10 protein-coding genes are annotated in these 12,349 nt (G+C 68.0%); 5 read left to right on the forward strand and 5 right to left on the reverse strand.

The annotated features are described in order from the left end of the window. Nucleotides 1–297: 297 nt before the first annotated feature. From OG588_RS17645 to OG588_RS17665, 5 genes are all read right to left on the reverse strand, one after another. Nucleotides 298–1,587 carry a citrate synthase gene (locus OG588_RS17645; protein ID WP_033287238.1) on the reverse strand — a complete coding sequence of 430 codons (1,290 nt, stop codon included), beginning with the start codon at nt 1,585–1,587 and terminating at the stop codon, nt 298–300. A 180-nt stretch (nt 1,588–1,767) separates the two neighbouring features. Further along, a complete protein-coding gene (locus tag OG588_RS17650) occupies nt 1,768–4,053 on the reverse strand; it encodes an ATP-dependent RecD-like DNA helicase (protein WP_405948128.1) in 2,286 nt (761 codons plus the stop codon). Between the two features lie 40 nt (nt 4,054–4,093). After that, nucleotides 4,094–4,282: a DUF397 domain-containing protein gene (locus OG588_RS17655; RefSeq protein WP_405948129.1), complete on the reverse strand. Its 189-nt coding sequence runs from the start codon at nt 4,280–4,282 to the stop codon at nt 4,094–4,096. A gap of 4 nt (nt 4,283–4,286) precedes the next feature. Continuing rightward, nucleotides 4,287–4,466 (reverse strand): DUF397 domain-containing protein, encoded by a 180-nt coding sequence (locus tag OG588_RS17660; protein WP_405948130.1) that lies wholly within the window; start codon nt 4,464–4,466, stop codon nt 4,287–4,289. A gap of 8 nt (nt 4,467–4,474) precedes the next feature. Continuing rightward, on the reverse strand, nt 4,475–5,311 hold the full coding sequence (locus OG588_RS17665) for a helix-turn-helix domain-containing protein (protein WP_405948131.1): 837 nt from the start codon (nt 5,309–5,311) through the stop codon (nt 4,475–4,477). A gap of 208 nt (nt 5,312–5,519) precedes the next feature. Here OG588_RS17665 and OG588_RS17670 point away from each other — a divergent pair, with 208 nt between their 5' ends. The 5 genes from OG588_RS17670 (at nt 5,520) to OG588_RS17690 (ending at nt 12,283) form a co-directional block, all read left to right on the forward strand. After that, nucleotides 5,520–5,933, forward strand: coding sequence for an ATP-binding protein (locus OG588_RS17670; protein ID WP_405948132.1), 414 nt, complete (start codon nt 5,520–5,522; stop codon nt 5,931–5,933). Nucleotides 5,934–6,280: 347 nt separating this feature from the next. After that, the gene (locus OG588_RS17675; protein ID WP_405948133.1) at nt 6,281–7,510 is read left to right on the forward strand and encodes an FAD-dependent oxidoreductase; all 1,230 of its coding nucleotides are present in this window, start codon (nt 6,281–6,283) and stop codon (nt 7,508–7,510) included. A 258-nt stretch (nt 7,511–7,768) separates the two neighbouring features. After that, entirely contained in the window at nt 7,769–8,806 is a 1,038-nt protein-coding gene (locus OG588_RS17680; protein WP_405948134.1) for a LacI family DNA-binding transcriptional regulator, read from the forward strand. Then, nucleotides 8,803–10,341, forward strand: a complete 1,539-nt coding sequence (locus tag OG588_RS17685) for a sugar ABC transporter ATP-binding protein (protein WP_405948135.1) — start codon at nt 8,803–8,805, stop codon at nt 10,339–10,341. Before OG588_RS17680 ends, OG588_RS17685 begins: the two co-directional genes overlap by 4 nt. Continuing rightward, nucleotides 10,331–12,283, forward strand: coding sequence for a substrate-binding domain-containing protein (locus tag OG588_RS17690; RefSeq protein ID WP_405948136.1), 1,953 nt, complete (start codon nt 10,331–10,333; stop codon nt 12,281–12,283). Before OG588_RS17685 ends, OG588_RS17690 begins: the two co-directional genes overlap by 11 nt. The last annotated feature ends 66 nt before the right edge of the window (nt 12,284–12,349 follow it).

Here is a 12,349-nt window from a genome sequence, read left to right on the forward strand (position 1 = left end):
CCTCCGCGCTCCCCCAGAGGGGGGACCCCCAGCCTCTCGACACAGGCGCGCCCCTTCGGCTCACTCGCCGACGTGAGGCGAGGAGGTCGAAAGGGCGCGGCCTTGCCGTGGTCCGGAGTTTTGCAGTGGTGCAGTACTCCGGAGTTGTTGCTGCGCTGCGGCGCCCCTTCCCTTATGGACGCCGGGCACTGCTGCTTTTAGGGGCGCGGGGAACTGCGCGACCAGCCCCCACCGGACCCGCAGCGAACAACCTGCGGATCCAGCGGAGTTTCCTGGCGGAGTTCTTGGCGGAGTGCTTCAGCGACCCTCGACCGGCACGAAATCGCGCTCGACGACACCCGTGTAGATCTGGCGCGGGCGGCCGATACGAGAACCCGGCTCCTTGATCATCTCGTGCCACTGGGCGATCCAGCCCGGGAGGCGGCCCAGGGCGAACAGGACCGTGAACATCTCGGTCGGGAAGCCCATCGCCCGGTAGATCAGGCCGGTGTAGAAGTCGACGTTCGGGTAGAGGTTGCGCGAGACGAAGTAGTCGTCCGACAGCGCGTGCTCTTCGAGCTTCAGCGCGATGTCCAGCAGCTCGTCGGACTTGCCGAGGGCCGAGAGGACGTCGTGCGCCGCCGCCTTGATGATCTTCGCGCGCGGGTCGAAGGACTTGTACACCCGGTGGCCGAAGCCCATCAGGCGGACGCCGTCCTCCTTGTTCTTCACCTTGCGGATGAAGGAGTCGACATCGCCGCCGTTGGCCTGGATGCCTTCCAGCATCTCCAGGACCGACTGGTTGGCACCGCCGTGCAGCGGGCCCCACAGCGCGTTGATGCCGGCCGAGATCGAGGCGAACATGTTGGCCTGCGAGGAGCCGACCAGGCGGACCGTGGACGTGGAGCAGTTCTGCTCGTGGTCCGCGTGCAGGATCAGCAGCTTGTCGAGCGCGGAGACGACGACCGGGTCGAGGTCGTACTCCTGGGCGGGGACCGAGAAGGTCATGCGCAGGAAGTTCTCGACGTAGCCGAGGTCGTTGCGCGGGTAGACGAACGGGTGGCCGATCGACTTCTTGTACGCGTACGCCGCGATCGTCGGAAGCTTGGCGAGCAGCCGGATCGTGGAGAGGTTGCGCTGCTTCTCGTCGAACGGGTTGTGGCTGTCCTGGTAGAAGGTGGACAGCGCCGAGACGACCGACGACAGCATCGCCATCGGGTGGGCGTCGCGCGGGAAGCCCTTGTAGAAGTTCTTGACGTCCTCGTGCAGCAGGGTGTGCTGCGTGATGTCGTTCTTGAACACGGTGAGCTCGTCGACGGTAGGCAGCTCGCCGTTGATCAGCAGGTAGGCGACCTCCACGAAGGTGGAGCGCTCGGCCAGCTGCTCGATCGGGTAGCCGCGGTACCGGAGGATGCCCTGCTCACCGTCGAGGTAGGTGATGGCGGATTTATAGGCGGCGGTGTTCCCGTAACCGCTGTCCAGCGTCACCAGACCGGTCTGGGCGCGGAGCTTCCCGATGTCGAAGCCCTTGTCGCCGACGGTGCTGTCGATCACCGGGTAGGTGTACTCGCCGTCGCCGTACCGCAGTACTACAGAGTTGTCGCTCACGTCATCCCTCACCGACGTTGTGCCTCTTCTTCGAGGTTGCCCTGACTGTCTCTACCATCCCCCATTTGGCGCAGGAGAGTGCACTCGGGGTCGACCATTGGGCCTATTGGAGGCACTCAGTGCCGCCAACCTGTTCATCCTGCCCCCTCCACCCCGGCATCTGGAAGTGCTGTGTGACCTTCATGACTCATTTGATCGATCATTTTTTACGGTCAGTCGGAAGTCCAGTGCCGTGCAGCGCCGCCCCGCCGACACCGTGCGCACGGCCTGCCCGATCGCCTTGCGCGATCCGACCAGCACAACCAGCTGTTTGGCCCGGGTGACGGCCGTATACAAAAGGTTCCGCTGGAGCATCATCCACGCGCTCGTGGTGACCGGGATCACCACAGCCGGATACTCGCTGCCCTGCGAACGGTGAATTGTCACCGCATACGCGTGCGCCAGTTCGTCCAGTTCATCGAATTCGTACGGAACCTCCTCGTCCTCGTCCGTCAGCACCGTGAGGCGCTGGTCCACCGGGTCGAGTGAGGTGACGACGCCGACCGTGCCGTTGAAGACGCCGTTCTCGCCCTTCTCGTAGTTGTTGCGGATCTGGGTGACCTTGTCGCCGACCCGGAAGACCCGGCCGCCGAACCGCTTCTCGGGAAGGTCGGGGCGACCGGGCGTGATCGCCTGCTGGAGCAGTCCGTTGAGGTTGCCCGCGCCCGCCGGTCCCCGGTGCATGGGCGCGAGCACCTGCACGTCCCGGCGCGGGTCGAGCCCGAACTTGGCCGGAATCCGGCGCGCCACCACGTCCACGGTGAGCCGGCCGACCTCCTCCGTGTCGTCCTCGACGAAGAGGAAGAAGTCCTTCATGCCGTCCGTGACCGGATGCTGCCCGGCGTTGATCCGGTGCGCGTTGGTGATCACGCCGGACTGCTGGGCCTGGCGGAACACACGCGTGAGGCGTACGGCGGGGATCGGACCGCCGTCGGCCAGCAGGTCGCGCAGCACCTCGCCGGCGCCGACGCTGGGGAGTTGGTCCACGTCTCCGACGAAGAGGAGGTGGGCTCCTGGGGGGACCGCCTTCACCAGCTTGTTGGCGAGGAGGAGGTCGAGCATGGACGCCTCGTCCACGACCACGAGATCGGCGTCCAGGGGGCGGTCCTTGTCGTAGGCCGCGTCGCCGCCGGGCTTGAGTTCCAGGAGGCGGTGGACAGTTGAGGCCTCGGCGCCGGTGAGCTCGGCGAGGCGTTTGGCGGCGCGGCCGGTGGGGGCGGCGAGGACGACCTTGGCCTTCTTGGCGCGGGCCAGCTCGACGATCGAGCGGACCGTGAAGGACTTTCCGCAGCCGGGGCCGCCGGTGAGGACGGCGACTTTCTTGGTCAACGCGAGCTTGACGGCGGCCTCTTGCTCGGCCGCGAGCTCCACGCCCGTCTTGCCCTTCAGCCAGGCCAGCGCCTTGTCCCAGGCCACGTCGTGGAAGCCGGGCATGCGGTCCGCGTCCGTGCGCAGGAGGCGGCGGAGCTGGGCGGCGAGGGAGAGTTCGGCGCGGTGGAAGGGGACGAGGTAGACGGCGGTGACGGGGTCGGGGCTGCCGTCGGGGCCGGGGACCTTCTCGCGTACGACACCGGGGTCGCCCGACTCCTCGTCCGGGAGGGCGAGTTCGGCGAGGCACTCGATGACGAGGCCGGTGTCGACCTGGAGGAGCTTCACCGCGTCGGCGATGAGCCGCTCTTCGGGGAGGTAGCAGTTGCCCTGGTCGGTGGCCTGCGAAAGGGCGTACTGGAGGCCTGCCTTGACGCGCTCCGGGCTGTCGTGCGGGATGCCGACGGACTGGGCGATCTTGTCGGCGGTGAGGAAACCGATGCCCCAGACGTCGGAGGCGAGGCGGTACGGCTGGTTCTTGACGACGGAGATCGACGCGTCGCCGTACTTCTTGTAGATGCGGACCGCGATCGACGTGGACACCTCGACGGTCTGGAGGAAGAGCATGACCTCCTTGATCGCCTTCTGCTCCTCCCAGGCCTCGGCGATCTTCTTCGTCCGCTTGGGTCCGAGCCCGGGGACCTCGATGAGCCGCTTGGGCTCGTCCTCGATGATCTGGAGCGTGTCCAGGCCGAAGTGCTGGGTGATGCGGTCGGCGAAGACGGGGCCGATGCCCTTGACGAGGCCGGAGCCGAGGTAGCGGCGGATGCCCTGGATGGTGGCGGGGAGGAGTGTTGTGTAGTTCTCCACGGTGAACTGCTTGCCGTATTGGGGGTGCGAGCCCCAACGGCCCTCCATGCGGAGGGATTCGCCGGCCTGGGCGCCGAGCAGCGCGCCTACGACGGTGAGGAGATCGCCGCCGCCTCGGCCGGTGTCGACGCGGGCGACTGTGTAGCCGTTGTCCTCGTTGGCGTAGGTGATGCGTTCCAGGACGCCTTCGAGGACGGCGAGGTGGCGCTCGCCTGTGGGGGTCCCCGGTTTTGCCGCCTGGTTGGACATGGGTCGACGGTACCGGGCGGGTGTGACAGTGGGGGTGGGGTCAGGGGTGGGGGTGCTGCTTCAGGGCTTCTATGAAGGTGGTGAAGGTGGGGAAGGTGAGGGTGGCGTGGGTCGGGACCTTCGAGTCCCTGATGGCTATGTGCGGGTGGCGGTAGGCGATCTCCACGCAGGCGTCGCCCTGGCCGCCCCCGGAGAACGATGACTTCTGCCAAGTGCCAGGGGTGATCATGCGGTCACAGCTCCTTCGCCAGCCTGTTGATGAAGGCAGTGAAGGCCTCGGCGGGGAAGCTGAGGGTGGCTCGGGCCGGGACCTTGGAGTCGCGGACGGCTATGCGAGTGGGGGAGTTTGCGATCTCCACGCAGTTGTTCCCGTCGTCCGGGCCCGAGTAGGACGACTTCCGCCAGCTGCTCATGGCATGCCTCACAACTCTTTCGCCAGCCTGTTGATGAAGTCACACGACCGTTCAGGGGCGAGTGACACGGCCTCCACCTTACGGAAGCGCGTTCGAAAGGCGCCGAGTTGTGCTTCGGAGTCGATGAAAGCCGAGCCATGGGGTACATCCCGCACCACCGTGTCCAGTTTGGGAACCTGACCGCCCGCGTACGTCATGGCACTCGCGGCTCTGGCGAAGCCGTCCAGGTCGAACGGGATGACACGCACGGTGACGGTGTCCGCTCGGGAAAGTTCGAGGAGCTTGGCGAGTTGGGCTCGGGAGGCTGCGCGGTCACTGACCCTGATCCGCAGGGCCGACTCGTGGATCACCAACTCGTACGGGATGTTGGTCTGTTGACGCCTCATCCGGTGCCGGACGCGCAACTCAAGCTCGTCGTGGGTGAGTTCGGGCACCCTGGCGGAGAAAACCGCGCGGGCGTAGTCCTCCGTCTGCAGCAGACCCGGTACGTACAGGATCGCCACCTCCTGCAGAAACGTGGCGTGGTGGTCCAGTTCGGCAAGGTCCAGGAACGACGTGGGCAGCAGACCCCGGTACTCCTCCCACCAGCCACGCGTACGGTCGGTGGCCATCGAGACCAGTGCGTCGATGAACTCCTTGTCCGTACAGGCGTAGTGGGAAGCGAGACGGCGTACCCGTTCCTCACTCACGCCCACGAGTCCGGATTCGATGTGGCTCATCTGGACGCGGTTCGCCCCGAGCAGCGCTGCTGCCTCAACGGCGGTGAGCCCGGCCTCCTCGCGGAGCCTGCGCAGTTCAATCCCCAGACGCATGTTGCGTGCGGTTGGTTCGCGCCTCTGGACCATGAACTGCTCCTCGTTCGGGGCGGATTACGCGATTGACTTGCTCGGGGTTACACGTTACCCCTACCGTCGGTGATGCGACGCACACGCTGCGGAAATACCGGGGTACCGGAAGCGCACCACTCCGTCCTGCCGGGACGGCTGCGGCAAGCCACCGCCCGCGACACCCCGCAGTTCTCCGAAACCCCCATCACCGAACCGGAGTTGGCGCATGCCCGAAAACCCACCCGCGCCCTGGGAGTACTGCCTCTACATCCCGAACGACCTGCGTGCCGTCACCGTCAGCCGCCGCACCCTGCGCCTGATCCTCACCGTGCACGGCCTGATCCGCCTCGCCGACACCGCCGAACTCCTCGCGACGGAGCTGGTCGCCAACGCCGTACTGCACGCGAACGGGCCCGCCGCCCTGCGGGTGGGCTGGGTGGCGGGGGTGCTACGGCTCGGGGCGTGGGACGCGGACCCCCAACCTCCGGAGCCACCACGGTCGTTGGAGGAACTCGGCGACGCGGAAGACGGCCGCGGCCTCGCCCTGGTCCGGGCCTGCGCCGACCAATGGGGCTGGCAGCCGTTGTCCCGGAACGGCAGGCGGGGGAAGCTCGTGTGGTGTGAGCTCGCTGCTGCTTGAGGGGGCTTCGACGTTGAGTGACGCGCGGGGCGCCCAGCCCCAGGAGAGGTGACCCGCAGAACTGTGACACTCCTGCGGAAAGCGTCACACTTCTGCGGGGAGGGTCCCCCCGGCGGGGACGGGCAAAGGGCCGCACCGCTCACGTGGCCGTGTTCGGGATGTGGTCGGGATGCCTGGCACCTCTGTGGGCATGGAGATCAAGGCGCCAAGTTTGTTAGCGTGCGGGTCGAGGACACGCGAAGACACGGCCCGGTACGGGTTAGTCCGGGCAGCGCCGAAACGCGCCGAACACCTCACTTCGCCGGCAGCCTCCGTGTACGGGACTGCCAACGCCAGGTGTGACCTGTGTGTCCCTTTCTCTGTCGTTGCGCGAGGAAGGGACGGCCGGCATGCCGTATCCACACGTGATCGTCATCGGCGCGGGGCTGGGCGGGCTCTGTCTCGCACAGGGCCTGCGCCGGCGGAACATCGGATTCTCGGTGTACGAACGGGACGTCGACCTGGTGTCCCGTCAACAGGGCTATCGCATCCACATCGACACCCACGGGGACAGCTCCCTGGCCGACTCCCTGCCCCCGGAGCTGCACCGGCTGTTCCGGGCCACGGCCGGGGTGCCGCTGCCGCGCACGCCCGTATTCGACAGTCGGCTGAGGCAGTTGGCCATACTGGCGGGGGACGGAGGCACTCATCTCGCGGTCGACCGGCTGACGCTGCGTCGGATACTGCTGACGGGGCTGGCGGACGCCGTCACGTTCGGCAAAAGGTTCACCCACTACCGCACCGGGGCGGACGGCCGGGTCGTGGCCTGCTTGGGCGACGGGACCGAGGCGAGCGGCGATGTGCTCGTCGCCGCAGACGGGGTCAACTCCCCTGTACGCCGTCAGCATCTGCCGCACGCACGGGTGGTGGACACGGGCCTGCGGCAGCTGTACGGCAAGGTGCCCCTCACGAAGACGACCAGGCCCCTCTTCCGGGAGGAGATGTTTGCCGTGTTCACGCCGGTCATCGGACCGGAAAGGCAGTTCGTCGGCATCGCCCCGGTCGAATTTCTCGAGCCGCCGAGACGGGCAGCCGACCGCCTCGCGCCGATGGCGGCCCTGGACGACAGCGCGGACTACATGACGGTCTCCTTCGGTTCCCACCGGGATCATCTCCCGTACGACGACGCCCAGTTGCAGACAATGACCGGATCCGAACTTCAGCGGGCAACCCTCCGGCTGATCGAGGGGTGGCACCCGCAGGTCCGCCGGATCATCGAACACTGGATTCCCGAAAGCGTCTTCCCCCTGACCTTGCGCACCAGCGTGCCCATCCCCGCATGGCACCCGAGCCGCATCACGCTGCTCGGGGACGCTGTCCACGCGATGAGCCCGGCAGGCGGGATCGGCGCGAACACCGCCCTGCGCGACGCCGGCCTGCTCGCCGCCGCGCTGGGGAAGGCAGCCCATGGCCGGCCGGTCATCGACGCGCTCGCCGATTACGAATCCGTGATGACCGGATATGGATTCGACGCGGTGCGCACCTCGGCCGACAACGGACGGCGCATGCTCGGCCAGGACCCATTGCCGGGGTCCTGACGGCATCCGGGCCCAAGAGCGCCGTCACGGGCACGTTGGCGTCGGCGCTCGCGGGTTCTCCGTCGGCGCCGGCCGGCACGAACCACGGGTGACCGGCAGCACTCCGGCACGGGCAGAAACAGCCACCGCATACGCGACGCTCCGATGAGCAGGGTTCATCACGATCGGGTCTCAGAGGTCGGCCGGGGGCTTGATTTACTCCCGTGTAATCGATTCCAATCCTCCATGTAATCGATTCCACGAGGAGGTGGAACGGCGATGGCGAGCATCAAGGACGTCGCCGCCGCGGCCGGGGTCTCCGTGGCCACGGTGTCGCGGGTGCTGAACGACCATCCGTCGGTCAGTGACGACGCGCGTACCCGCGTGGTGGCCGCCGTAGAGGCGCTGGGTTATCGCCCCAACGCCGTCGCCCGTTCGTTGCGCACCGATCAGACCCGCACGCTCGGGCTGGTCATCAGCGACGTGCTCAACCCGTACTTCACCGAGCTGGCCCGCTCCGTCGAGGAGGAGGCCCGCGCCCTCGGGTACAGCGTCATCATCGGCAACGCCGACGAGCGGCCGGAGCTGCAGGACCACCACGTGCGGACGCTGCTGGACCGGCGTATCGACGGACTGCTCGTCTCCCCCACCGACGGCGGCTCCCCCGGCATGCTGGACGCCGCCCGAGCCGGGACCCCGATGGTGTTCGTGGACCGGTGGATCCCGGGCCTGGACGTGCCCGTCGTGCGGGCCGACGGACGGGCCGCGATCCGGGATCTCGTCGCGCATCTGCACGGGCTCGGGCATCGCAGGCTCGCCATCATCGGGGGGCCTGCTGCTACGACCACCGGTAGTGAGCGCGTCGCTGCCTTCAGGGACGCGCTGGCCGAGTACGGGATACCCCTCCCCGACGTCTACATCGGCCAGGGCGACTTCCAGGTCGAGAGCGGGCGGCGGGTCACCGAGGGCTTCCTCGATCTGCCCGAGCCGCCCGAGGTCGTGTTCGCCGCCGACAACCTGATGGCCCTGGGTGCTCTGGACGCCGTACGCGCGCGTGGGTTGCGGGTTCCGGAGGATCTCGCGCTGGCCGCGTTCGACGACATCCGGTGGTTCGTGCACACCGATCCGCCGATCACCGCGATCGCTCAGCCGACCAGTGAGCTGGGGCGGGCCGCCGTGCGCGCCCTGATCGATCTGATCGAGGGGCGGGCGCCGCAGTCCGTCACCCTCCCCGCCCGGCTCGTCGTACGCCGCTCGTGCGGCGAACGCGGTGAGCCGGGAACCTCGTCATCCCCTGTTCGAAGGAGCAAGTCGTGAGCAACCAGGACGAGTTGCTGCGCATCGAGGGCATCCGCAAGACCTTCCCCGGTGTCGTCGCGCTGGACGGCGTCGACTTCGATCTGCGCCGGGGTGAGGTCCATGTGCTGCTCGGTGAGAACGGCGCGGGCAAGAGCACCCTCATCAAGATGCTCTCCGGCGCCTACCGCCCCGACGGCGGTCGCATCCTGGCCGGTGGCGAGGAGGTGCGCATCCACAGTGCGCAGGACTCCGCGCACCTCGGGATCGCCACCATCTACCAGGAGTTCAACCTCGTTCCCGATCTGACGGTCGCCGAGAACATCTTTCTGGGGCGGCAGCCGCGTCGCCTCGGGATGATCGACCGGAAGCGGATGGAGGCCGACGCCGCCGTGCTGCTGGAGCGGGTGGGTGTGAACGTCTCGCCGCGCGCTCGGGTGCGTGAACTCGGTATCGCGCGGCTCCAGATGGTCGAGATCGCGAAGGCGCTCAGCCTGAACGCGCGCGTGCTGATCATGGACGAGCCGACCGCCGTCCTCACCTCGGAAGAGGTCGAGAAGCTGTTCTCCATCGTGCGTCAACTGCGCGCCGACGGGGTCGGGATCGTTTTCATCACCCATCACCTGGAGGAAATCGCCGCCCTAGGGGACCGCGTCACCGTCATTCGGGACGGGCGGTCCGTTGGACAGGTGCCTGCCTCCACCCCGGAGGACGAGCTCGTACGGCTCATGGTGGGGCGGTCGATCGAGCAGCAGTATCCGCGTGAACGGGCCGACGCCGGCGCCGCGTTGCTCTGCGTCGAAGGACTCACCCGGGACGGGGTCTTCCACGACATCAGCTTCGAGGTGCGGGCCGGTGAGGTCGTCGGCATCGCCGGGCTCGTCGGGGCGGGTCGTACCGAAGTCGTACGGGCTGTCTTCGGGGCCGACCCGTACGACCAGGGGGCCGTCACCGTCTCCGGTGGGCTCATCCCCAAGCATGACGTCAACGCGGCCATGGCGGCCGGGATCGGGCTCGTGCCCGAGGACCGCAAGGGGCAGGGGCTCGTCCTCGACCAGTCCGTGGAGGAGAACCTCGGGCTCGTCACCATGCGGGCCGCCACCAAGGGTGGGCTTGTCGACCTCAACGGGCAGCGGGTCGCCGCCGCGCGGATCGCGAAGCAGCTGGGCGTGCGGATGGCCGGACTCGGCCAGCAGGTGCGGACGTTGTCCGGTGGCAACCAGCAGAAGGTCGTCATCGGCAAGTGGCTGCTCGCCGACACCAAGGTGCTGATCCTCGACGAGCCGACCCGCGGTATCGACGTCGGCGCCAAGGTCGAGATCTATCAACTCATCAATGAACTCACCGCCGGTGGCGCCGCCGTGCTCATGATCTCCAGTGATCTGCCCGAAGTTCTCGGGATGAGTGACCGGGTGCTGGTCATGGCCCAGGGGCGGATCGCGGGCGAGCTCTCCGCCGAACAGGCCACGCAGGACTCGGTGATGGCACTCGCCGTCAGCACACCCAGCACATCAGACCAAGCAACTACCGCTGTGGAGGGCCACCGTGGCCACTGACACGCTCAAGAGCACGCCGGGCGCGAGTGGCGCCTCGGGGATCCGCCGACTGCTCCTGGACAACGGCGCGTTGACCGCGCTCATCGTCCTGGTCATCGCCATGTCGGCGCTGTCCGGCGACTTCCTGACCACCGACAACCTCCTCAACGTCGGTGTCCAGGCGGCCGTGACCGCCATCCTCGCCTTCGGCGTCACCTTCGTGATCGTCTCGGCGGGCATCGACCTGTCGGTCGGTTCGGTGGCGGCCCTCTCGGCCACCGTGCTGGCCTGGAGCGCCACGCAGCACGGCGTCCCGGTCTTCCTCGCCGTCGTCCTCGCGATCGCCACGGGCATCGCGGCCGGTCTCGTCAACGGTTTCCTCATCGCCTACGGCAAACTCCCGCCGTTCATCGCGACGTTGGCGATGCTGTCGGTGGCGCGCGGGCTGTCGCTGGTGATCTCGCAGGGTTCCCCGATCGCCTTCCCGGACTCGGTCTCGCACCTCGGTGACACGCTCGGCGGCTGGCTGCCGGTGCCGGTCCTGGTGATGATCGCGATGGGGCTCATCGCGGCCTTCATCCTCGGGCGGACCTACATCGGCCGCTCCATGTACGCGATCGGCGGCAACGAAGAGGCCGCGCGGCTCTCGGGGTTGCGCGTCTCCAAGCAGAAGCTCGCGATCTACGCCCTGTCCGGTGTCTTCGCCGCCGCCGCGGGCATCGTCCTCGCCTCCCGGCTCTCCTCCGCGCAGCCGCAGGCCGCCGACGGTTACGAGCTGGACGCGATCGCCGCGGTCGTCATCGGTGGCGCCTCCCTCGCGGGCGGCACGGGCAAGGCGTCCGGCACGCTCATCGGCGCGCTGATCCTCGCGGTGCTGCGCAACGGCCTCAACCTCCTTTCGGTGTCGGCCTTCTGGCAGCAGGTCGTCATCGGTGTCGTCATCGCGCTGGCGGTCCTGCTGGACACCGTGCGCCGCAAGGCGGGCGCAACTCCCGCCTCCGGTGCGGGCGGTGGCGGTGGCAGCAAGGGCAAGCAGGCGACCACATACGCGCTCGCGGCCGTCGTCACCATCGCGATCGTCGGCGCGACCTCCTTCCTGCACAACGACTCCGCTACGTCCGCGAAGCCCAAGCTCGGTCTGTCCCTCTCCACGCTCAACAACCCGTTCTTCGTGCAGATCCGGTCGGGCGCGCAGGCCGAGGCGAAGAAGCTGGGCCTGGACCTGACCGTCACGGACGCGCAGAACGACGCCTCCCAGCAGGCCAACCAGCTGCAGAACTTCACCAGTTCCAACTACGGCGCGATCATCGTCAACCCGGTGGACTCGGACGCGGCGAGCAACTCCGTGAAGGCCGCCGACAAGGCGAAGATCCCGGTCATCGCCGTCGACCGGGGCGTCAACAAGGCGGCCGTGGACACGCTCGTCGCCTCCGACAACGTCGTGGGCGGTGAACTCGCCGCCAAGACCGTCGCCGAGAAGCTCGGCGGCAGCGGCAAGATCGTCATCCTCCAGGGCCAGGCGGGCACTTCGGCGGCGCGCGAGCGGGCGGAGGGCTTCGCCAAGGGGCTCAAGGCCTACCCCGGTATCCAGGTCGTCGCCCAGCAGCCCGCCGACTTCGACCGCACCAAGGGCCTCGACGTGATGTCGAACCTGCTCCAGGCCCACCCCGACGTCCAGGGCGTCATCGCCGCCAACGACGAGATGGCGCTCGGCGCGATCAAGGCGCTCGGCTCCAAGGCCGGCAAGTCGGTCTCGGTCGTCGGCTTCGACGGCACGCCGGACGGCCTGACCGCCGTCAAGCAGGGCACGCTGTACGCGTCCGTGGCACAGCAGCCGAGCCAGCTCGGCAAGATTGCCGTGGACAACGCGCTGCGCGCGGCTCAGGGCAAGAAGGTGGAGACGACGGTGAAGGTGCCAGTCAAGGTCGTCACCAAGGAGAACGTGGCCGGCTTCACCGGCTGACCACGACCGCCCGACAACCACCGCCTGACAACGACCGGATCAACACTCCAAGTCACCACTGTGGGG

This window comes from Streptomyces prunicolor (assembly GCF_045162825.1).
Taxonomy (GTDB): domain Bacteria; phylum Actinomycetota; class Actinomycetes; order Streptomycetales; family Streptomycetaceae; genus Streptomyces; species Streptomyces prunicolor.

What these genes read in the sequence shown, in the direction of transcription:
- OG588_RS17665 (WP_405948131.1), bottom strand. Translation starts at nt 5,311, where the DNA reads ATGGTCCAGAGGCGCGAACCAACCGCACGCAACATGCGTCTGGGGATT.
- OG588_RS17670 (WP_405948132.1), top strand. Translation starts at nt 5,520, where the DNA reads ATGCCCGAAAACCCACCCGCGCCCTGGGAGTACTGCCTCTACATCCCG.
- OG588_RS17680 (WP_405948134.1), top strand. Translation starts at nt 7,769, where the DNA reads ATGGCGAGCATCAAGGACGTCGCCGCCGCGGCCGGGGTCTCCGTGGCC.
- OG588_RS17660 (WP_405948130.1), bottom strand. Translation starts at nt 4,466, where the DNA reads ATGAGCAGCTGGCGGAAGTCGTCCTACTCGGGCCCGGACGACGGGAAC.
- OG588_RS17650 (WP_405948128.1), bottom strand. Translation starts at nt 4,053, where the DNA reads ATGTCCAACCAGGCGGCAAAACCGGGGACCCCCACAGGCGAGCGCCAC.
- OG588_RS17655 (WP_405948129.1), bottom strand. Translation starts at nt 4,282, where the DNA reads ATGATCACCCCTGGCACTTGGCAGAAGTCATCGTTCTCCGGGGGCGGC.